At 67.2% G+C, this 20,151-nt stretch carries 19 protein-coding genes and 2 riboswitches; of the genes, 13 read left to right on the top strand and 6 right to left on the bottom strand.

Translation table 11 applies throughout. The annotated features are described in order from the left end of the window. Positions 1-167: 167 nt before the first annotated feature. The 5 genes from sdhC to ACZ50Z_RS25365 all read left to right on the top strand — a co-directional run bounded on the left by sdhC (position 168) and on the right by ACZ50Z_RS25365 (position 4,291). Positions 168-506, top strand: a complete 339-nt coding sequence (gene sdhC, locus ACZ50Z_RS25385; RefSeq protein ID WP_464486404.1) for a succinate dehydrogenase, cytochrome b556 subunit — start codon at positions 168-170, stop codon at positions 504-506. Beyond that, positions 503-982, top strand: coding sequence for a succinate dehydrogenase hydrophobic membrane anchor subunit (locus tag ACZ50Z_RS25380; RefSeq protein WP_464485997.1), 480 nt, complete (start codon positions 503-505; stop codon positions 980-982). The genes sdhC and ACZ50Z_RS25380 overlap by 4 nt, the downstream gene beginning before the upstream one ends. A 16-nt stretch (positions 983-998) precedes the next feature. Then, entirely contained in the window at positions 999-2,753 is a 1,755-nt protein-coding gene (sdhA, locus tag ACZ50Z_RS25375; protein WP_464485996.1) for a succinate dehydrogenase flavoprotein subunit, read from the top strand. After that, positions 2,753-3,562 carry a succinate dehydrogenase iron-sulfur subunit gene (locus ACZ50Z_RS25370; protein ID WP_464485995.1) on the top strand — a complete coding sequence of 270 codons (810 nt, stop codon included), beginning with the start codon at positions 2,753-2,755 and terminating at the stop codon, positions 3,560-3,562. The genes sdhA and ACZ50Z_RS25370 overlap by 1 nt, the downstream gene beginning before the upstream one ends. 120 nt (positions 3,563-3,682) lie before the next feature. Further along, positions 3,683-4,291 carry a carboxymuconolactone decarboxylase family protein gene (locus ACZ50Z_RS25365; RefSeq protein WP_464485994.1) on the top strand — a complete coding sequence of 203 codons (609 nt, stop codon included), beginning with the start codon at positions 3,683-3,685 and terminating at the stop codon, positions 4,289-4,291. Here ACZ50Z_RS25365 and ACZ50Z_RS25360 read toward each other — a convergent pair. Further along, on the bottom strand, positions 4,254-5,177 hold the full coding sequence (locus tag ACZ50Z_RS25360; RefSeq protein ID WP_464485993.1) for a sigma-70 family RNA polymerase sigma factor: 924 nt from the start codon (positions 5,175-5,177) through the stop codon (positions 4,254-4,256). The genes ACZ50Z_RS25365 and ACZ50Z_RS25360 overlap by 38 nt on opposite strands. A gap of 45 nt (positions 5,178-5,222) precedes the next feature. Between ACZ50Z_RS25360 and ACZ50Z_RS25355 the strand changes: the two genes are divergently transcribed. Then, positions 5,223-6,554 carry an aspartate aminotransferase family protein gene (locus ACZ50Z_RS25355; RefSeq protein WP_464485992.1) on the top strand — a complete coding sequence of 444 codons (1,332 nt, stop codon included), beginning with the start codon at positions 5,223-5,225 and terminating at the stop codon, positions 6,552-6,554. Between the two features lie 98 nt (positions 6,555-6,652). On the opposite strand, the gene ACZ50Z_RS25350 is transcribed toward ACZ50Z_RS25355, so the two are convergent. Continuing rightward, positions 6,653-6,952, bottom strand: coding sequence for a hypothetical protein (locus ACZ50Z_RS25350; RefSeq protein ID WP_464485991.1), 300 nt, complete (start codon positions 6,950-6,952; stop codon positions 6,653-6,655). Positions 6,953-7,122: 170 nt separating this feature from the next. Between ACZ50Z_RS25350 and dacB1 the strand changes: the two genes are divergently transcribed. The 5 genes from dacB1 to ACZ50Z_RS25325 all read left to right on the top strand — a co-directional run bounded on the left by dacB1 (position 7,123) and on the right by ACZ50Z_RS25325 (position 11,736). Continuing rightward, complete coding sequence (dacB1, locus tag ACZ50Z_RS25345; protein ID WP_464485990.1) at positions 7,123-8,376, top strand: D-alanyl-D-alanine carboxypeptidase DacB1; 1,254 nt, start codon at positions 7,123-7,125, stop codon at positions 8,374-8,376. Between the two features lie 6 nt (positions 8,377-8,382). Beyond that, a complete protein-coding gene (locus ACZ50Z_RS25340) occupies positions 8,383-9,735 on the top strand; it encodes a sugar porter family MFS transporter (RefSeq protein ID WP_464485989.1) in 1,353 nt (450 codons plus the stop codon). Between the two features lie 14 nt (positions 9,736-9,749). Beyond that, positions 9,750-10,862 carry an N-acetylglucosamine-6-phosphate deacetylase gene (nagA, locus tag ACZ50Z_RS25335; protein ID WP_464486403.1) on the top strand — a complete coding sequence of 371 codons (1,113 nt, stop codon included), beginning with the start codon at positions 9,750-9,752 and terminating at the stop codon, positions 10,860-10,862. A 78-nt stretch (positions 10,863-10,940) separates the two neighbouring features. Beyond that, positions 10,941-11,309 carry a DoxX family protein gene (locus tag ACZ50Z_RS25330; protein WP_464485988.1) on the top strand — a complete coding sequence of 123 codons (369 nt, stop codon included), beginning with the start codon at positions 10,941-10,943 and terminating at the stop codon, positions 11,307-11,309. Between the two features lie 37 nt (positions 11,310-11,346). Continuing rightward, positions 11,347-11,410, top strand: a riboswitch (guanidine-III (ykkC-III) riboswitch). 11 nt (positions 11,411-11,421) lie between these two features. Continuing rightward, positions 11,422-11,736, top strand: a complete 315-nt coding sequence (locus ACZ50Z_RS25325) for a DMT family transporter (RefSeq protein WP_464485987.1) — start codon at positions 11,422-11,424, stop codon at positions 11,734-11,736. On the opposite strand, the gene yhjD is transcribed toward ACZ50Z_RS25325, so the two are convergent. Together yhjD and trpS are read right to left on the bottom strand one after the other, a co-directional pair. Then, positions 11,733-12,770, bottom strand: coding sequence for an inner membrane protein YhjD (gene yhjD / locus ACZ50Z_RS25320; protein ID WP_464485986.1), 1,038 nt, complete (start codon positions 12,768-12,770; stop codon positions 11,733-11,735). The genes ACZ50Z_RS25325 and yhjD overlap by 4 nt on opposite strands. Positions 12,771-12,781: 11 nt before the next feature. Continuing rightward, positions 12,782-13,813: a tryptophan--tRNA ligase gene (gene trpS / locus ACZ50Z_RS25315; RefSeq protein WP_464485985.1), complete on the bottom strand. Its 1,032-nt coding sequence runs from the start codon at positions 13,811-13,813 to the stop codon at positions 12,782-12,784. Positions 13,814-13,997: 184 nt separating this feature from the next. On the opposite strand from trpS, the gene ACZ50Z_RS25310 reads away from it, so the two are divergent. Beyond that, complete coding sequence (locus tag ACZ50Z_RS25310) at positions 13,998-14,810, top strand: alpha/beta fold hydrolase (protein WP_464486402.1); 813 nt, start codon at positions 13,998-14,000, stop codon at positions 14,808-14,810. Here ACZ50Z_RS25310 and ACZ50Z_RS25305 read toward each other — a convergent pair. Together ACZ50Z_RS25305 and ACZ50Z_RS25300 are read right to left on the bottom strand one after the other, a co-directional pair. Then, entirely contained in the window at positions 14,803-16,044 is a 1,242-nt protein-coding gene (locus tag ACZ50Z_RS25305) for an NADP-dependent isocitrate dehydrogenase (RefSeq protein ID WP_464485984.1), read from the bottom strand. The genes ACZ50Z_RS25310 and ACZ50Z_RS25305 overlap by 8 nt on opposite strands. An 18-nt stretch (positions 16,045-16,062) precedes the next feature. Then, entirely contained in the window at positions 16,063-18,300 is a 2,238-nt protein-coding gene (locus ACZ50Z_RS25300; RefSeq protein ID WP_464485983.1) for an NADP-dependent isocitrate dehydrogenase, read from the bottom strand. Positions 18,301-18,449: 149 nt separating this feature from the next. Next, positions 18,450-18,566, top strand: a riboswitch (SAM riboswitch). A 197-nt stretch (positions 18,567-18,763) separates the two neighbouring features. Here ACZ50Z_RS25300 and ACZ50Z_RS25295 point away from each other — a divergent pair. Continuing rightward, positions 18,764-20,140: a bifunctional o-acetylhomoserine/o-acetylserine sulfhydrylase gene (locus ACZ50Z_RS25295; protein ID WP_464485982.1), complete on the top strand. Its 1,377-nt coding sequence runs from the start codon at positions 18,764-18,766 to the stop codon at positions 20,138-20,140. Positions 20,141-20,151 lie beyond the last annotated feature (11 nt).

Raw genomic sequence — 20,151 nt, 5'->3', positions numbered from 1 at the left:
CGCGAGCTAAGCTCAAGTGCCCGGCGTGACTGTCGCGCAACGTCGCAGGAAGGCTGGTGAGGACTGGGGTGACTACACAACCGACAACCGCGGATCCGGCGGCACCCGTACCGGCTACCTCGCGCAAACGCAGGCCGCCGCGGACCCTGTATCGGGGCGATCCCGGCATGTGGTCGTGGGTGCTGCACCGCATCAGCGGCGCGACGATCTTCTTCTTCCTGTTCGTGCACGTGCTGGATGCCGCGATGCTGCGGGTCAACCCGCAGACCTACAACGCGGTGATCCACGACTATCAGATGCCGATCGTCGGTCTGATGGAATACGGCCTGATCGCCGCGGTGCTCTTCCACGGCCTGAACGGGATCCGCGTGATCCTGATCGACTTCTGGTCCGAGGGCCCGCGCTACCAGCGACTGATGTTCTGGATCGTCGGCGTCGTGTTCCTGCTGCTGATGGTCCCGGCCGGCGTCGTCACCGTCATCCACATGGTGGAGCATTTCCGATGAGCGGCCCCGACCTGCAGCTGAGCACCCCCTTCCAAAGGGGCCAGACGGCGCCGGTCAAACAACGGTTCCACGACCGGCCCGCCAGCCTGGACAATCCCCGCTCGCCGCGGCGGCGTGCCGGCATCCCCAACTTCGAAAAGTTTGCCTGGCTGTTCATGCGGTTCTCGGGCATCGCACTGTTCGTGCTGGCGATCGGCCACCTGTTCATCATGCTGATGTGGGACCACGGCGTTTACCGCATCGACTTCAACTACGTGGCGCAGCGCTGGGCGTCGCCGTTCTGGCAGTTCTGGGATCTGGCGCTGCTGTGGCTGGCGCAACTGCACGGCGGCAACGGCCTGCGCACCATCATCGATGACTACAGCCGTAAGGACAGCACCCGGTTCTGGCTGAACAGCCTGCTGTTGTTGTCGATGGGTTTCACGTTGGTGCTGGGCACCTACGTGCTGCTGACATTCGACCCGAACATTTCCTGATCCAGGGAGGCGACCCGTGATCCAGCAACACCGGTACGACGTGGTGATCGTCGGCGCGGGCGGTGCCGGGATGCGCGCCGCGGTGGAAGCGGGTCCGCGGGTGCGCACGGCGGTGCTGACCAAGCTCTACCCCACTCGCAGCCACACCGGCGCCGCCCAGGGCGGCATGTGCGCGGCGCTGGCCAACGTCGAAGAGGACAACTGGGAATGGCACACGTTCGACACCGTCAAGGGCGGCGACTACCTCGCCGACCAGGACGCGGTGGAGATCATGTGCAAGGAAGCCATCGACGCGGTGCTCGACCTGGAAAAGATGGGGATGCCGTTCAACCGCACCCCCGAGGGCCGCATCGACCAGCGCCGGTTCGGCGGACACACCCGCGACCACGGCAAGGCCCCGGTGCGCCGATCCTGTTACGCCGCCGACCGCACCGGCCACATGATCCTGCAGACGCTGTATCAGAACTGCGTCCGCCACGACGTGCAGTTCTTCAACGAGTTCTACGCGCTGGACTTGGTTTTGACGCAGACGCCGAGCGGGCCCGTGGCCACCGGCGTGGTCGCCTACGAGCTGGCCACCGGCGAGATCCACGTCTTCCACGCCAAGGCGATCGTGCTCGCGACCGGCGGTTCGGGCCGGATGTACAAGACCACCTCCAACGCGCACACCCTGACCGGCGACGGCATCGGCATCGTCTTCCGCAAGGGACTTCCGTTGGAGGACATGGAGTTTCACCAATTCCATCCGACCGGACTGGCCGGTTTGGGCATCTTGATCTCCGAGGCCGTGCGCGGCGAGGGCGGCCGGTTGCTCAACGGCGAGGGTGAGCGGTTCATGGAGCGCTACGCCCCGACGATCGTCGACCTGGCGCCGCGCGACATCGTGGCCCGCTCCATGGTTTTGGAGGTCCTCGAGGGCCGCGGCGCCGGCCCGCACAAGGACTACGTCTACATCGACGTCCGCCACCTCGGCGAGGATGTGCTCGCGGCGAAGCTGCCCGACATCACCGAGTTCGCCCGCACCTATCTGGGTGTGGACCCGGTGCACGAGCTGGTCCCGGTGTACCCGACGTGTCACTACGTGATGGGCGGCATCCCCACCACCGTCACCGGACAGGTGTTGCGGGACAACACCTCCACGGTGCCGGGTCTCTACGCCGCCGGCGAGTGCGCGTGCGTGTCGGTGCACGGCGCCAACCGCTTGGGCACCAACTCGCTGCTGGACATCAACGTGTTCGGCCGCCGGGCCGGGATCGCCGCCGCCAATTACGCACGAGGACACGACTTTGTGGACATGCCGCCGGAGCCGGCGGCGATGGTCGTCGGCTGGGTGGGTGACATCCTCTCCGAGCACGGCAACGAACGCGTCGCCGACATCCGCAACGCGTTGCAGCAGTCGATGGACAACAACGCCGCGGTGTTCCGCACCGAGGAGACGCTCAAGCAGGCGCTGACCGACATTCACGCCCTCAAGGAGCGGTACGCCCGAATCACCGTGCACGACAAGGGGAAGCGATTCAACAGCGACCTGCTGGAGGCCATCGAGCTGGGCTTTTTGCTCGAGCTGGCCGAGGTCACCGTGGTGGGGGCGTTGAACCGCAAGGAGTCTCGCGGCGGGCACGCGCGCGAGGACTACCCCAACCGCGACGACGTCAACTACATGCGCCACACCATGGCCTATAAACAGGGCACCGATCTGCTGAGCGACATCGCGCTGGACTTCAAACCCGTGGTGCAGACGCGCTACGAACCCAAGGAACGGAAGTACTGATGACCGACGTTGCAGAGCCGCAGGTGGAAAACCTGGAACCGCCCCTGCCGCCGGTACCCGACGAGGCGGTGATGGTGACCGTCAAGATCGCCCGGTTCAACCCCGACCAGCCCGACGCCTACGCGGAAACCGGTGGCTGGCAAAGCTTTCGGGTGCCGTGTCTGCCCAGTGACCGGATGCTCAACCTGCTGATCTACATCAAGAGCTATCTGGACGGGACGCTGACCTTCCGGCGCTCGTGCGCGCACGGGGTGTGCGGATCGGACGCCATGCGGATCAACGGCGTCAACCGGCTGGCGTGCAAGGTGCTGATGCGTGACCTGCTGCCGACGCAAAAGAAGGGAAAGGCAGGGAAGTCGCTGACCATCACGGTCGAGCCGATCCGCGGGCTGCCGGTCGAAAAGGACCTGGTGGTCGACATGGAGCCGTTCTTCGACGCCTACCGCGCGGTCAAGCCGTACCTGATCACCACCGGCAATCCGCCGACCCGCGAACGCATCCAGAGTCCGACCGACCGCGCCCGCTACGACGACACCACCAAGTGCATCCTGTGCGCGGCCTGCACCACCAGCTGCCCCATCTTCTGGCACGAGGGCAGTTACTACGGCCCGGCGGCGATCGTCAACGCGCACCGCTTCATCTTCGACAGCCGCGACGAGGCCGCCGCCGAGCGCCTGGACATCCTCAACGAGGTCGACGGCGTGTGGCGGTGCCGCACGACGTTCAACTGCACCGAGGCCTGCCCGCGCGGCATCCAGATCACCAAGGCGATCCAGGAGGTCAAGCGCGCGATCATGTTCTCGCGCTGAGCGCCTCTCCCGCCGCGAGCGTCACGCCAGCGTGGCCGTCGACGCGCAGCGTCACGCCACGGTGACGCCGAGCGGGCCACGTGGCCGTCACACATCGCGGGCCTGTCTCGTCTGATGGGTATGACACAGAAAACCCGCATCGAGCCCCTGCCACCCCAGCGCGCCGGCCTGCTGATCCGGGCCATGTACCGGGTCGCCAAGCGGCGCTATGGCCAAGTACCCGAACCCTTCGCCGTGGCCGCGCACCATCGCAAGCTGATGGTCGCGAGCGCCATGCACGAGACGATGGTCGAGCGGGCATCGAAGACCCTGCCCGCCAGCGTGCGTGAGCTGGCGGTGTTGTGGACCGCGCGCCAGATCGGCTGCTCGTGGTGCGTCGACTTCGGCTCGATGCTGCAGCGGCTGGACGGCCTGGACACCGAGCGGCTCAAGGAGATCGACGACTACGCCACCTCACCGGCCTACACCGACGACGAGCGTGCCGCCATCGCCTACGCCGCCGCGATCACCACCGACCCGCACACCGTCACCGACGAGCAGGTCGACGATCTGCGGGCCCGCTTCGGCGACGCCGGCGTGTTCGAGCTGACCTATCAGATCGGGCTGGAGAACATGCGGGCGCGGGTGAACGCCGCGCTGGGCATCACCGAGCAGGGCTTCAATTCCGGTGACGCGTGCCGCATTCCCTGGATCAGCGAGCCTGGCGAGACCGCAACGGAGAACCGGTGAACTTGTCCGGGTTGGCGACATCCCAGAGGGCGCAGATCTTTCCGTCTCGCACCGTCATCGCCATGATCCGCGGACACATCTCGCGGTAGCCCTCGGCGGACGGAAAGCCGGCGGTGTAGATGCCCAGCTCGCCGTTGACCAGTCCGAGTTTATACGACGTGTAGAACGCGGGGCCGTAGCGGTTCGCCAGGCCGAGCATGAACCGGACCACCTTGTCCGGGCCGTGGATAACCTGAACCGCGGTGGGCGCCTTGCCATTCGAATCGCCGGTGAAAACGACGTCCGGATGCAGCAACGCCACCACGGCTTCCAGATCGCCGGCGGCCATGGCGGCCAACAACTCGCCCACCACCTGGTTGTGCGACGGGTCGGGCTCGGGCGGCGGCTCGGCCGTGACGGCCTTGCGCGCCCGCGAGGCCAGCTGCCGGGCGGCGGCCGCGCTGGTGCCCAACACGTCGGCCACCTCCGGGAACGGCACGTCGAACCCGTCGTGCAACACGAACGCCACCCGCTGGTCGGGCGAGAGCCGCTCGAGCACCACCATCGCCGCGAACCGGGCGTCCTCGCCGGAAACCACCGCGGACAGCGGATCGGGTTCGGCGGCGGGGGCGCCGAACCCGGTGACGACGGGCTCGGGCAGCCAGTTCCCGGTGTAGGTCTCGCGGCGATGCGCGGCCGAGCGCAGCCGGTCCAGGCCCAGCCTGCTCACCACCGTGGTCAACCACGCCCGCAGGTCGGTGATCGTCGTGTCCTGCCGGTGCCAGCGCAGCCACGCGTCCTGGACGATGTCCTCGGCGTCGGCGACCGTGCCGGTCAGCCGGTAGGCGACCGACATGAGATGCGGTCGCAACGACTCGAATTCGCTGACCCGCTGCGCTGAGGTCATAGTGATGAGCCTAACGCGCGACGACGAGCGCTACGCTCACCACCAATGACCGACAACCTGTGGCTGCACTTCTCCCGGCACGGCCCGGGAATCGCGCCGCCGATCATCACCCGCGGTGAGGGTGTCACCATCTTCGACGACCGCGGCAAGAGCTACCTCGACGGCCTGTCCGGGCTGTTCACCGTGCAGGTCGGTCACGGCCGCGCCGAGCTCGCCGAGGCCGTCGGCCGGCAGGCGGGCACGCTGGCGTTCTTCCCGCTGTGGGGGTATGCCACCCCGACGGCGATCGAGCTCGCCGAGCGTCTCGCCGGCTACACCCCGGGCGACCTGAACCGGGTCTTCTTCACCACCGGGGGCACCGAGGCCGTCGAGACCGCCTGGAAACTGGCCAAGCAATACTTCAAGCTCACCGGCAAACCCGGTAAGCACAAGGTGATTTCGCGGTCGGTCGCCTATCACGGCACCACCCAGGGCGCGCTGGCGATCACCGGCCTGCCGAAATACAAGGCGCCGTTCGAGCCGGTGACGCCCGGCGGCTTCCGGGTGCCCAACACCAACTTCTATCGGGCGCCGGAACCGTTCAACACTGACGCAAAGGCCTTCGGGCGGTGGGCCGCCGACCGTATCGCCGAGGCCATCGAGTTCGAGGGCCCCGACACCGTCGCAGCGGTATTTCTCGAGCCGGTGCAGAACGCCGGAGGCAGCATCCCGCCTCCCCCAGGCTATTTCGAACGGGTGCGCGAGATCTGCGACGAATACGACGTGCTGCTGGTCTCCGACGAGGTGATCTGCGCGTTCGGCCGCATCGGGTCGATGTTCGCCTGTGACGACTTCGGCTACGTGCCCGACATGATCACCTGCGCCAAGGGGATGACGTCGGGCTACTCACCGATCGGCGCCATGATCGCCAGCGAGCGCCTGTTCGAGCCGTTCAACGATGGCGCGACGATGTTCCCGCACGGCTATACCTTTGGGGGCCACCCGGTTTCGGCGGCCGTCGGGCTGGCCAACCTCGACATCTTCGAGCGCGAGGGGCTCAACGAGCACGTCAGGACCCACGCGCCGGCGTTGCGCGCCACCCTGGAAAGGCTCTACGACCTTCCGATCGTCGGCGACGTGCGCGGCGAGGGTTTCTTCTACGGTGTGGAACTGGTCAAGGACAAGGCGACCAAGCAGACGTTCACCGACGCCGAGCGCCGGCCGCTGCTGGCCCGGATCGGCGCGGCGCTGTTCGAGGCCGGGCTGTACTGCCGCACCGACGACCGCGGCGATTCCGTCATCCAGCTGGCGCCGCCGCTGATCAGCGGCCAAACCGAGTTCGACACCATCGAATCCATCCTTCGCGCTGTGCTCGCCGAGGAGTCCAAGGCCATCTAAAGTCCCAGGCATGGCGCGCAAACCACCTATCCACCCGGTCCGGTGGCTTGCGGCCGTCGCCCACGTGGACCTGGCCGCCACGGCGCTGTAAGCCCCCGCTAGCCGGCGGGTGCGCGCCTGACCGCGTCGGCGGCCAGCATCACCTCGCGGGCGTGCGGGGCGCTCGGGTTGCGCCCGAACCGCGAGACGGCGTTGCACAGCCAGGCCAGCGCGGAGCGCAGCTCCGGCTCGGCGGCGCCGTCACGGTGCACCGTCAATTCCGCCAGCACCTGATCGAGCCCGGAACGCCGCACCTGGGTCGCCTTCTCGACCTGCTTGAGCAGATCCTTCAGCGCGCGCGGGCCGGCGCCACACACCTCAACCGCGCCTTCGCGCTTGCGGCGCAACCTGGTCCACAATCGAGCGTCGGAAATGGCACATCCTCTGAGTCGGTGTGGGCGGGCGCTTCCCGCGGACCGCGCGCCCAGCGTATCCCGGACCCACCGCCCCGGATGAAGTAACTTCCGTCCCATCAGTCACAGCGCGGCTCCCCGGATTCGGGCCACCGATCGCCTAGTCTGCACAGACGATGAGCTTCCTACGTTCGATGTCGTGCCTGGTTGCGGTGGTTTTCGTGGCCTGGGCTCCCGCCGCAACGGCCCTCCCGAGCGCCCTGCCACTGGGACGGGCCGAGCCCGGCGCCGAACCCAATGCCGCGCCCGCAAGCTGTCCGTACAAGGTGACCACCCCACCGGCGGTGGATTCGTCGGAGGTCCCCACCGCCGGCGATCCCCCGATCCCGCTGGCGGTGCCCGCCAAGCCCGTCGGCGGTGACGCCCTGGGCAGTTGCGGCATTGTCGCCGCGCCGAATACGCCGCCACTGCCGGGCGACGTATCCGCCGAGGCCTGGCTGGTGGCCGACCTGGACAGCGGCGCGGTGATTGCCGCCAAAGACCCGCACGCGCGCCACCGCCCGGCCAGCATCATCAAGGTGTTGGTGGCGATGGCCTCCATCAACGCGCTCAACCTGAACAAATCGGTGGCCGGCACCGCCGACGACGCGGCCGCCGAGGGCACCAAGGTCGGCGTCCAGGAAGGCGGCGTCTTCACCGTCAACCAGCTGCTGCACGGGCTGCTGATGCATTCCGGCAACGACGCCGCCCACGCGCTGGCCATGCAACTCGGCGGCATGCAGCAGGCGCTGGAGAAGATCAACGTGCTGGCCGCCAAGCTGGGCGGTCAGGACACCCGGGTGGCGTCGCCGTCGGGGCTGGACGCGCCCGGCATGAGCACGTCGGCCTACGACATCGGGCTGTTCTACCGCTACGCGTGGCAGAATCCCACCTTCGCCAACATCGTGGCGACCCGCACCTTCGACTTCCCCGGCCACGGCGACCATCCCGGCTACGAGCTGGAGAACGACAACCAGCTGCTCTACAAGTACCCCGGCGCCCTGGGCGGCAAGACGGGCTACACCGACGACGCGGGCCAGACGTTCGTCGGCGCGGCCAACCACGACGGGCGGCGGCTGGTGGCGGTGCTGCTGCACGGCACGCGGCAACCGATCGCGCCGTGGGAACAGGCCGCGCATCTGCTGGACTACGGATTCGCCACCCCGCAGGGCACTCAGGTCGGCTCGCTCGTCGCCCCCGACCCGTCGCTGGCGCCGGCCAAGAGCGACACCGTCGCCGACCGGCTCGCCACGAACGCCGCCGCCGGCGCGATCATCGGTTCGGCGGACGCCATGCCGGTCCGGGTGGGCGTCGCTGTCATCGGGGCCATCATCGTGTTTAGCTTGATCATGGCCGCGCGCTCGATGAACCGTCGACCTCAACACCGCTGACCGCCGGTGGCCACCGGATCGCGGAGCGGCCTGCTGGTCGGGCTGACCGCCGCCAGCGTGGGCGTCATCTACGGCTACGACCTGTCCATCATCGCCGGGGCGCAGCTGTTCGTCACCGAGGAATTCGGGCTGTCCACGCGGCAACAGGAACTGCTGACCACGATGGTGGTCATCGGCCAGATCATCGGGGCGCTCGGTGCTGGCGTGCTGGCCAACGTGATCGGGCGGAAAAAGTCGGTGGTACTGATCCTGTTCGCCTACACGGCTTTCGCGCTGCTGGCCGCGTTCTCGGTGTCGCTGCCGATGCTGCTGGCGGCGCGCCTGCTCGTCGGCTTGACCATCGGCGTGACGGTGGTGGTCGTCCCGGTGTACGTGGCCGAATCGGCACCGACGGCGGTGCGCGGCTCGCTGCTGACGGCCTACCAGCTGGCGATTGTCAGCGGGCTCATCATCGGATACGTGACCGGCTACTTGCTGGCCGGCACCCACAGCTGGCGATGGATGCTGGGATTAGCCTGCGTGCCCGCAATGCTGTTGGCGCCGCAAGTGATTCGAATGCCCGATACGGCCCGATGGTACGTGCTCAAGGGCCGGGACGACGACGCGCGGCGGGCGCTGCTGCGCGTGGAGCCCGACGCGCAGGTCGACGACGAGCTGGCCGATATCGGCCGCGCCGTCAACGAGGGTAGCGGCAAGCTCTCCGAGATGCTGCCGGAAATGGTTCGCAGGCCCTACCTTCGGGCCACCGTCTTCGTCGTCGTTCTCGGCTTTTTGATCCAGATCACCGGCATCAACGCGATCATCTACTACAGCCCGCGGATATTTGAGGCCATGGGCTTCACCGGCAATTTCGCGCTGCTGGGTCTGCCCGCGCTGGTCCAGGTGGCGGGGTTGGCCGCCGTCGGCACGGCGCTGCTACTGGTCGACCGGGTGGGCCGGCGGCCAATCCTGTTGTGCGGCACCGCCATGATGATTGGCGCCGACGTCGTGCTGATCGCCGTGTTCGGCCGTGGGATCGGCGGCGCGGTCGCCGGGTTCGCCGGCGTGCTGTTGTTCATCTTCGGCTACACCATGGGTTTCGGTTCGCTGGGATGGGTGTACGCCAGCGAAAGCTTCCCGTCCCGGCTGCGCTCGATCGGGTCGAGCACCATGCTGACCTCCAACCTGGTGGCCAACGCCATCATCGCCGCCGTCTTCCTGACCCTGCTGCATTCATTGGGCGGCGCAGGGACTTTCGCGACATTTGCCGCGCTCGCGTTGATCGCGTTCGCCTTCGTCTACCGGTATGCGCCGGAGACCAAGGGGCGCCAACTCGAGGACATCCGCCACTTCTGGGAGAACGGCGGCCGGTGGGGCTGATCGCCGCGGGAACCATGATCCTCGACGGGCGGATCTGCCGGCCGGGCTGGATCGAGACCTCCGGCGGGCGGATCGAGGCCTGCGCGATCGGCGCGCCGCCACACCCGCCGGATCGCGAGTACCCCGATTGCGTTGTGGCACCGGGCTTTGTCGACATGCACGTACACGGCGGCGGCGGGGCTTCCTACACCGACGCCGACGGCATCGACGGCGCCACCGCCTTCCACCGTCGCCACGGCACCACCACCACGCTGGCCAGCCTCGTGACCGCCGCTCCCCCGGAACTGCTCGGCGGCGTGCGCGCGCTCACCGGGGCCACCAGGCGGGGCACGGTCGGCGGCATTCATCTCGAGGGCCCGTGGCTGAGCCGGGCGCACTGCGGGGCCCATGACCGCACCCAGATGCGCGACCCCGACCCGGCAGAGATCGATGCCGTGCTGACCGCCGGCGGCGACGCGATCAAGATGGTCACCCTGGCGCCGGAGCTGCCCGGGGCCGACGCCGCGATCCGGCGTTTCGTGGACGCGGGAGTCGTTGTGGCGCTGGGGCATACCGACGCAAGCTACGAACAGACCCGGCATGCCATCGCGCTGGGCGCCACGGTCGGCACGCATCTGTTCAACGCGATGCCGCCGCTGCACCATCGCGATCCCGGCCCCGCGCTCGCGTTGCTGCGGGACCCGCGCGTGACCGTCGAGCTCATCGCCGACGGCGTGCACCTGCACCCGGACGTGGCGCGCACGGTGATCGAGACCGCCGGCGCGGACCGAGTCGCCGTGATCACCGACGCGATCGCCGCGGCGGGCCGCGCCGACGGCGAGTATCGGCTCGGCGCGGTGCGCATCGAGGTGGTCTCCGGCGTCGCGCGGGTGCAGGGGACGTCGACGATCGCGGGCAGCACGGCCACCATGGATCAGCTCTTTCACACCGTGGCCGGGTTCGGTGAGGACCGCGACGCCGGGCTGCTCGCCGCGGTTCAGGTGACGTCGGCGACGCCGGCACGCACGTTGGGGCTCGATCGGGTGGGCAGCCTGCGGCCCGGCTATGACGCCGATCTCGTGGTGCTCGACCGTGAGCTGCGGGTGACCGCCGTCATGTCCCACGGCGACTGGCTGGTCGACGGGTAGCCGATCTACCTGGTGTTTGTCACACGTTGCGCCGCGACCTCGTCATAGGTGTGACACGTCATCGACTAGGAGGTCACCATGAATGCGCTGCTGTGGACGCTGCAGGGATTGCTTGCCGCCATCTTCCTTCTCTCGGGGCTGGCGAAGATCAGCATGCCACGGGAGCGGCTTCTCGCGACGGGACAAACCGGTATCGCGCCATTCCCCATGCCCGTGGTGCGCGTCACCGCCTTTTGTGAACTGCTGGCGGCCGTAGGCCTTGTCCTGCCCCCGCTGGTCGGAATCGCGGAGTTCCTCATCCCGGCCGCCGCCGGCGGGCTCGCGGTCGTCATGGTCGGCGCCATGGCCTCGCATACCTATCTGCGCGAACCCCGCAGCGTCGCGGTGAATGTGGCGATCTTCGTCGCCGCCGTCACGGTGCTCGTGGGCCGGGTGGCCGGGCTGTGAACGCTCATCCGTTCGGGCGCCGACCTTGTTAGCATCGGAGCGGTCAGCACCTGACACCGGACGAGGGGCCCCGTACCCGGCCAGCGAAAAGACGGCGCCGTGGAGGTGCGCAATGGCATGGCTCGTCTTGATCGCGTCGGGGGTGTTGGAGGCGGTGTGGGCGACCGCGCTGAACAAGTCCGACGGCTTCACCCGGCTCGGCCCTGTGCTGGTCTTCGTTGTCGCGCTTACGCTTTCGATGGCCGGACTGGCGACCGCAATGCGCAGCCTGCCGGTCGGAACCAGCTATGCGGTATGGGTCGGCGTCGGGGCCGTGCTCACGGTCGGCTACGCGGCGGTGATCGGCGACGAGCCGGCATCGCCCACCAAGCTGTTGCTGATCGCCGGGATCGTGGCCTGCATCGCCGGTTTGAAGCTGGTCAGCTAGCGGCCGCGGCGCGCGAACCCGGCGATCCGGGAAAGCGCCAGCGCCCCAACGGCTCCCAACGCCATCGCGGTCAGCGTCTGGCGGGTGCCCAGACCTTCGTCCATGTGCACCCGCGGCGCGATGATCGCCGGGGCCGGCGGCTCGACGTGCTGGTCGCGCGGATCGGTGGACGCCGTCGCCGCCCAGGCGGTGCAGAACAGCACGAGATAGGCCGTGATGTAAGCGAACACCATCAACCCCAGCACCGGCCCGAACGCGGCGCCCGCCGGGCTGCGCAACACGGTCTTCAGATAGATCGACCCCACCTGTTTGAACACTTCGAACCCGACGGCCGCGATCAGCCCGGCCCGCATCGAATCGACGAAACTGACCTTTTCCCGGGGCAGCCGCGCGATCATCCACGTGAACAGGAGCCACGACACCAGCGTCGCGATCAGGATCGAGAACAGCCAGAAGAGCCAGTCGAACACCGCAAACTGCGGTATGCCAAGCCATTTCAGCAAGGTGGCCATGGGTGCGGCGTGACCGACGGTGGTCAGCGCGACGGTGGCCACTATCACCGCGAACGTCCCCATCATCGCCAGCAGATCGGAGAACTTGCCGCGCACGAAGCTCGCTGACTCGATCTGGGAGTCCCACCACATCTCGGTCAGCGCTTGCCGCAGGTGCGAGATCCAGCCCAGGCCCGCCCACACCGCGGTGACCAGACCGATGACCCCGACCGAAGTCCGGGCGTCGATGGCCGAATTCATCAACTCCTGCAGCTGATTTCCCAGCGTGCCCGACACCTGCGAGCGAATGTGGTCGTCGATCGTGCTCAGCAGGTGCGGCCGCCGGGCCAGCACGAAACCGAACACCGCGAAACCGACCATGAGCAAGGGAAACAACGCGAAAATCGTGTAATAGGTGAGACCTGCGGCAAAGAACCCGCCATTGCGCTCGTCGAAACGCTGGTAGGCGCGGATGACATGGTCGAGCCAGCCGTACCGGGCCCGCAGCCGATCAAGAAAGCCCTCCTCGGCCGGCTCGCTCATCGTGGAACTTCTTACCTCCGTTGCGGAAGGAACCCAAGCCGATCGTAAACCCGTTGGACCGTTTTCCCGGCGACATCCTGGGCCCGTTCGGCGCCGGCCGCCAAAATGGCCTCCAATTCGGCCAAGTCGGCCGTCAGTTCGTCGACCCGGGCCTTGATCGGGGCGACGAACTCGACCACCGCCTCCGCGGTGTCCTTCTTCAAATCGCCGTAACCCCTTCCGCCATAGCTCTCGACGAGCTTGTCCACGCCGACGCCGCTGACCGCAGCCTGGATGGTCAACAGGTTGGACACGCCAGGCTTGGCGTCGGTGTCGAAGCGGATCTCGCGCTCGCTGTCGGTCACCGCCGATCGAATCTTCTTGGCCGACAACGCCGGATCGTCGAGCAGGTTGATCAACCCCGCGTCGGTGGCCGCGGATTTGCTCATCTTCGACGTCGGGTCGGACAGGTCGTAGATCTTCGCGGTCGCCTTGGGGATGAGCATGTCGGGCACCACGAACGTATCCGGGAATCGGGCGTTGAACCGCTGCGCCACGTCGCGGGCCAGCTCGAGATGCTGACGCTGGTCTTCGCCCACCGGCACCAGGTCGGTGTCGTAGGCCAGCACGTCGGCGGCCTGCAGCACCGGGTAGGTGAACAGACCCACGGTGGTGGAGTCGGCGCCCTGGCGCAGCGACTTGTCCTTGAACTGCGTCATCCGCGACGCCTGGCCGAAACCGGTGAAGCAGCCCAGCACCCAGGCCAGCTGCGTGTGGGCGGGCACGTGGCTTTGCACGAAGACCGTGCTGCGGGCCGGGTTGATGCCCAGGGCCAGGTATTGGGCGGCCGTGACCAAGGTCCGCCGCCGCAGCGCCTCGGGATCCTGGGCGATGGTGATGGCGTGCAGGTCGACCACGCAGAAGAACGCGTCCCAGTCATCCCCCCAGTCGTCCTGCAGCTCGACCCACTGGGTGACGGCGCCCAGCGCGTTACCCAGGTGAAGCGAATCGGACGTGGGCTGCACGCCGGAAAAAATGCGGCTGGATCCGGTAGCGGTGCTCATGATGCACCGATCTTTTCACGCGCGGCGCCGCCGCCGAGTGTGCGGCCGGCTTCCCCCTCGGTGCCGAGCGTGCGGCCTGCCGCGTGCTCGCGATCACCCCGCCTTGCAGTACCGGCGGTACCGCCTTTAATGTCGGGTTATGACGACTCGTTCGCCTATCCAGCTGGGTTCCGGGGAGCCGGTCCTGCTGTTGCACCCGTTCATGCTGTCCCAGATGGTGTGGGAGCCAGTCGCCCAGCGATTGGCCGACACCGGCCGCTACGAGGTGTTCGCCCCGACCATGGCAGGCCACAACGGCGGGCCCTATGCGGGCACCTGGCTGCTGAGCTCGTCGGTGCTGGCCGACCGTGTCGAGGCCGAACTCGACAAACGGGGATGGCAGACCGCGCACATCGTCGGCAACTCGTTGGGCGGCTGGGTCGCGTTCGAGCTCGAGCGGCGCGGCCGGGCCCGCAGCGTCACCGGTGTCGCCCCGGCGGGCGGATGGACGCGCTTCAACCTCGGAAAATTCCAGGTCATCTTCAAGTTCATCGCGCTCATGCCGTTCATCGGGGCGGCCCGGTTGCTGGGCCGTCGGGCGTTACAGCTGCCGTACAGCCGCCGCCTGGCGACCCTGCCGCTGAGCGCGTCGCCGGACGGGATCAGCGACCGCCAGCTGGCCGACATCGCCGACGACGCCGCGCACTGCCCGGCCTACTTCCAGTTGTTGGCCAAGTCGCTGCTGCAGCCCGGGCTGCTGGAGCTGGCGCAGACGGCCGTGCCCACCCACCTGGTGCTGTGCGAAAAGGATCGGATTTTCCCGCCGCGCAGGTACAGCCGGCATTTCACCGACTTTCTGCCCGAGGGGACGCGGGTGACCACCCTCGACGGTGTCGGGCACGTGCCGATGCTGGAGGCGCCCGACCGGGTGGCCGACGTGATCATCGATTTCCTCGACGAATGCACCAAGCCGGGCCCCGATCGGCTTCCCGGCCGCCACCGGCCGCCGGCTAGCTAGCCAGTTCCTTTTCCAGGTTCTCGGCGATCGAGTCGAGGAATTCCTCGCTCTGCTGCCACTTCTGGTCGGGCCCGATCAGGATGGCGAGGTCCTTGGTCATCTTCCCGCTCTCGACGGTGGAGACGATGACGTTTTCCAGCGTCTGCGCGAACTCGACCACCTCGGGGGTGTCGTCCAGCTTGCCGCGGTGCGCCAGCCCGCGCGTCCAGGCGAAGATCGAGGCGATCGGGTTGGTCGAGGTCGGCTTGCCGGCCTGATACTGGCGAAAATGCCGGGTGACGGTGCCGTGCGCGGCCTCCGCCTCGACCGTCTTGCCGTCGGCCGTCATCAGCACCGAGGTCATCAGCCCCAGCGAGCCGTAGCCCTGGGCGATGGCGTCGGACTGCACGTCGCCGTCATAGTTCTTGCACGCCCACACGTAGCCGCCCTCCCACTTGAGGCAGGCGGCCACCATGTCGTCGATCAGCCGGTGCTCGTAGGTCAGGCCCTCGGCCTCGAACTGCTCCTTGAACTCCTCGTCGTAGATGCGCTGGAACTCGTCTTTGAACATGCCGTCGTAGGCCTTGAGGATGGTGTTCTTGGTGGACAGGTACACCGGCCACTTGGCGTTCAGGCCGTACTTGAACGACGCGCGCGCGAAGTCGCGCACGGAGTCCTTGAAGTTGTACATCCCCATCACGACGCCGCCGTCGGAGGGGAGGGACACCATCTCGTGCACCATCGGCTGGCTGCCATCGGCGGGGGTGAAGGTGATGGCGACGGTGCCGGGCTTGTCGACCTTGAAATTGGTCGCCCGGTACTGGTCGCCGAATGCGTGGCGGCCGATGACGATCGGCTTGGTCCAGCCCGGCACCAGGCGCGGCACGTTAGAGATGACGATCGGTTCGCGGAAGATGGTGCCGCCCAAGATGTTCCGGATCGTCCCGTTGGGCGAGAGCCACATCTTCTTGAGGTTGAACTCCTGGACACGGGCCTCGTCGGGTGTGATGGTCGCGCATTTGACGCCCACGCCATGCTTCTTGATGGCGTAGGCCGCGTCGATCGTCACCTGGTCGTCGGTGCGGTCGCGGTGCTCGATGCCCAGGTCGTAGTAGTCCAGATCGATGTCGAGGTGCGGAAGGATCAGCATGTCCTTGATCAGCTTCCAGATGACGCGGGTCATCTCGTCGCCGTCGAGCTCGACGACGCGGCCTTTGACCTTGATCTTGGCTTCTTTGGAACCCGGGTTGGACATCGGCGCCTCCCTGCGGCGTCAGCTCTGCGCGGCCGCCAGCACCTCGTTGAACGTCTTGCTCGGCCGCATCACTGCCGTCGTCTTCTCGCTGTCCGGGTAGTAGTACCCGCCGATGTCGACCGCCTCACCCTGCACCTCGGCGAGTTCGGCGACGATCGTGTCCTCGTTCTCGCCCAACGACTCGGCCAGCGCGGCGAAGCGCTCGCGCAACTCCTCGTCGTCGTTCTGCGCGGCGAGTTCGGCCGCCCAGTACAGGGCCAGGTAGTACTGGCTGCCGCGGTTGTCGAGTTCACCGGTCTTGCGCGACGGACTCTTGTTGTGGTCCAACAGCTTTCCGATCGCGGAATCCAGCGTCTTACCCAGCAGCTTGGCACGCTCGTTGTCGTTCTTGATGCCGATGTCCTCGAAACACGCTCCCAGGGCGAGGAATTCACCGAGCGAATCCCAGCGCAGGTGATTCTCCTCGACGAGTTGGTGGACGTGCTTGGGCGCCGAACCGCCCGCCCCGGTCTCGTACATGCCGCCGCCGGCCATCAAGGGCACGATGGACAGCATCTTGGCGCTGGTGCCCAGCTCCAGGATCGGGAACAGGTCGGTGAGGTAGTCGCGCAGGATGTTTCCGGTGGCGGCGATGGTGTCCTGGCCGCGCATCGCGCGCTCCAGCGTGTACCTCATGGCCCACACCTGCGGCATGATGTTGATGTCCAGGCCCTCGGTGTCGTGTTCCTTGAGGTACTCCTTGACCTTCTTGCGCAGCTCGACCTCGTGCGGGCGTTCGGTGTCGAGCCAGAACACCACGGTCATGCCCGAGTTGCGCGCCCGGGTGACGGCCAGCTTGACCCAGTCGCGGATCGCTTCGTCGCGCACGATGGGCATGCGCCAGATGTCGCCGGCCTCCACGTTCTGGGTCAGCAGGACTTCCCCGGTGTCGAGGTCGACGATGTTGGCGACGCCGCCCTCGGGGATTTCGAAGGTCTTGTCGTGCGAGCCGTACTCCTCGGCCTGCTGTGCCATCAGCCCGACGTTGGGAACGGTGCCCATCGTCGTCGGATCGAACTGCCCGTGGGTCTTACAGAAGTTGATGATCTCCTGGTAGATCCGGGAAAAGGTGGACTCGGGGTTGACGGCCTTGGTGTCCTTCTGCCGCCCGTCGGCGCCCCACATCTTGCCGCCCGCGCGGATCATCGCCGGCATCGACGCGTCGACGATCACGTCGCTGGGCGAATGAAAGTTGGTGATGCCCTTGGCCGAATCGACCATCGCCAGCTCGGGCCGGTGCTCGTGGCACGCGTGCAGATCGCGGATGATCTCCTCGTGCAGCGATGCCGGGAGCGACTCGATCTTGCTGTACAGGTCGACCAGTCCGTTGTTGACGTCGACGCCCAGTTCGTCGAAGAGCTCCTGGTGCTTGGCGAAGGCCTCCTTGTAGAAGATCTTCACGGCGTGGCCGAAGACGATGGGGTGGGAGACCTTCATCATCGTCGCCTTGACGTGCAACGAGAACATCACGCCGGTCTCGTAGGCGTCCTGCATCTGTTGTTCGTAGAACTCGATGAGCGCCTTTTTGCTCATGAACATGGAGTCGATGACGTCGGCGTTGCGCAGCGACACCATCGGTTTGAGCACGACCGTCTTGCCGCTTTCGGTCTCCAGCTCCATCTTCACGTTGCGCGCGCGGTCCAGCGTCATCGACTTCTCGCCGTGGTAGAAGTCGCCGCCCTTCATCGTCGCCACGTGTGTGCGCGACGCCGGCGACCAGTCCGCCATGCTGTGCGGGTGCTTGCGGGCGTATTCCTTGACGGCCTTGGGCGCACGCCGGTCCGAGTTACCTTGCCGCAGCACGGGGTTCACCGCGCTGCCCAGGCACTTGGCGTAGCGGTCGCGAATTTCCTTGTCCTCGTCGGTCTTCGGGCTCTGCGGAAAGTCCGGAATCTTGAATCCCTTGCCCTGCAGTTCCTTGACGGCGGCGATCAGCTGGGGTACCGAGGCGCTGATGTTCGGCAACTTGATGATGTTGGTGTCGGCCAACTTCGTCAGCCGACCCAGCTCCGCCAGGTTGTCGGGGACCCGCTGCTCTTCGGTCAGGTGTTCGGGGAACTCGGCGAGGATCCGGGCCGCGACCGAGATGTCGCTGGTCTGGATCTCGATGCCCGCGGGTTCGGCGAAGGCACGCACGATCGGCAGGAACGCGTAGGTCGCCAGCAATGGCGCCTCGTCGGTCAGCGTGTAGATGACGGTCGGCTGTTCGGCGCTCACGGTCCCTCTCCCGGCGGCAATGATGGGTTCGAATTCTGGGGGCTCGGCAATCTAACTGCCACGTTATCAAGGGTGTTTGGACAGGTGTCGACCTGCGTGCGCACCGCACGGTTGGCAGCAGGTCGGCACAGTAAGATAGTCTTCGTATTGGTCATGAGCGCCAGCGTCAAGCCCCGGCTTGCTGGCCGGCAACCCTCCAACCGCGGTGGGGTGCCCCGGGTGATGACCAGGTCTAGTAGCCACAGGCTGCGCGGCAAGCGCGGGTCCGCCATAACGGACCCCTGACTAGAGGGGACACGTGATGTGCTTCTGTCCAGCTCCGTGCGATCGGCCCACCCTTGTGGATCCGCCGACGTGCGCCACCGTGCGCCGCTGCTAGCCGACCGGCCACCCCGGCCGCGCTGAGGCCCCGCTAAGGCCCCGCTGAGACCCGAGCCCATATCCCAGGAGAAAGCCAACCCACGTGAGTTCCGAGAACGGTACTACCAGCGACAACACCGATCCGACCGCGCACTGGTCGTTCGAGACCAAACAGGTGCACGCCGGCCAGCAGCCCGACGCAGCCACCAACGCCCGCGCCCTGCCGATCTACCAAACCACCTCGTACGTCTTCGACGACACCACGCACGCCGCCGCCCTGTTCGGGCTGGAGGTTCCGGGCAACATCTACACCCGGATCGGCAACCCGACCACCGACGTCGTCGAGCAGCGCATCGCCGCGCTCGAGGGCGGTGTGGCGGCGCTGTTCCTGAGCTCCGGTCAGGCGGCGGCCACGTTCGCCATCTTGAACCTCGCGTGTGCCGGAGATCACATCGTCTCGAGCCCGAGGCTCTACGGCGGAACCTACAACCTGCTCCACTACTCACTGGCCAAGCTCGGCATCGAGGTCAGCTTCGTGGAGGATCCCGACGATCTGGATTCGTGGCGGGCCGCGGCGCGGCCTAACACCAAAGCGTTCTTCGCCGAGACCATCTCCAACCCGCAGATCGACATCCTGGACATCCCCGGCGTCGCCGGGGTGGCCCACGACAACGGCGTCCCGCTGATCGTGGACAACACGATCGCCACGCCCTACCTGATCCAGCCGCTGCAGCACGGCGCGGACATCGTCGTGCACTCGGCCACCAAGTACCTCGGCGGGCACGGTTCGGCGATCGCCGGGGTCATCATCGACGGCGGCACCTTCGACTGGACGCAGGGCCGTTTCCCGGGATTCACCACCCCCGACCCGAGCTACCACGGCGTGGTGTTCGCCGAGCTCGGCCCGCCGGCCTACGCGCTCAAGGCGCGCGTGCAGCTGCTGCGCGACCTCGGTTCAGCCGCCGCGCCGTTCAACGCGTTCCTGGTCGCCCAGGGCATCGAGACGCTGAGCCTGCGCATCGAGCGTCACGTCGCCAACGCGCAGCGGGTGGCCGAGTTTTTGGCCGGCCACGAGGGCGTGCTCTCGGTGAACTACGCCGGACTGCCCAGCTCGCCCTGGCACGAGCGGGCAAAGAAGCTGGCGCCCAAGGGAACCGGCGCGGTGCTGTCGTTCGAGTTGGCCGGCGGCATCGAGGCGGGCAAGGCCTTCGTGAACGCACTGAAGCTGCACAGCCACGTCGCCAACATCGGCGACGTGCGTTCCCTGGTGATCCACCCGGCGTCCACGACGCACGCCCAGCTGTCCCCGCAGGAGCAGCTGAGCACCGGGGTCAGCCCGGGGCTGGTGCGGCTGGCCGTGGGCATCGAGGGAATCGACGACATCCTGGCCGATCTGGAGCTCGGCTTCGCCGCGGCAGCCAAATTCGGCGCGACGGCGGGGGCGTCCGGCACCGATCCGCAGGCCGTGGCGGCGTTCTAAAGGATTCCGGC

The organism is Mycobacterium sp. NTMscope_MAC_269, from assembly GCF_976985695.1.
The sequence above is the reverse complement of the archived record's forward strand: the minus strand, read 5'-3'. Positions and strand labels throughout refer to the sequence as shown.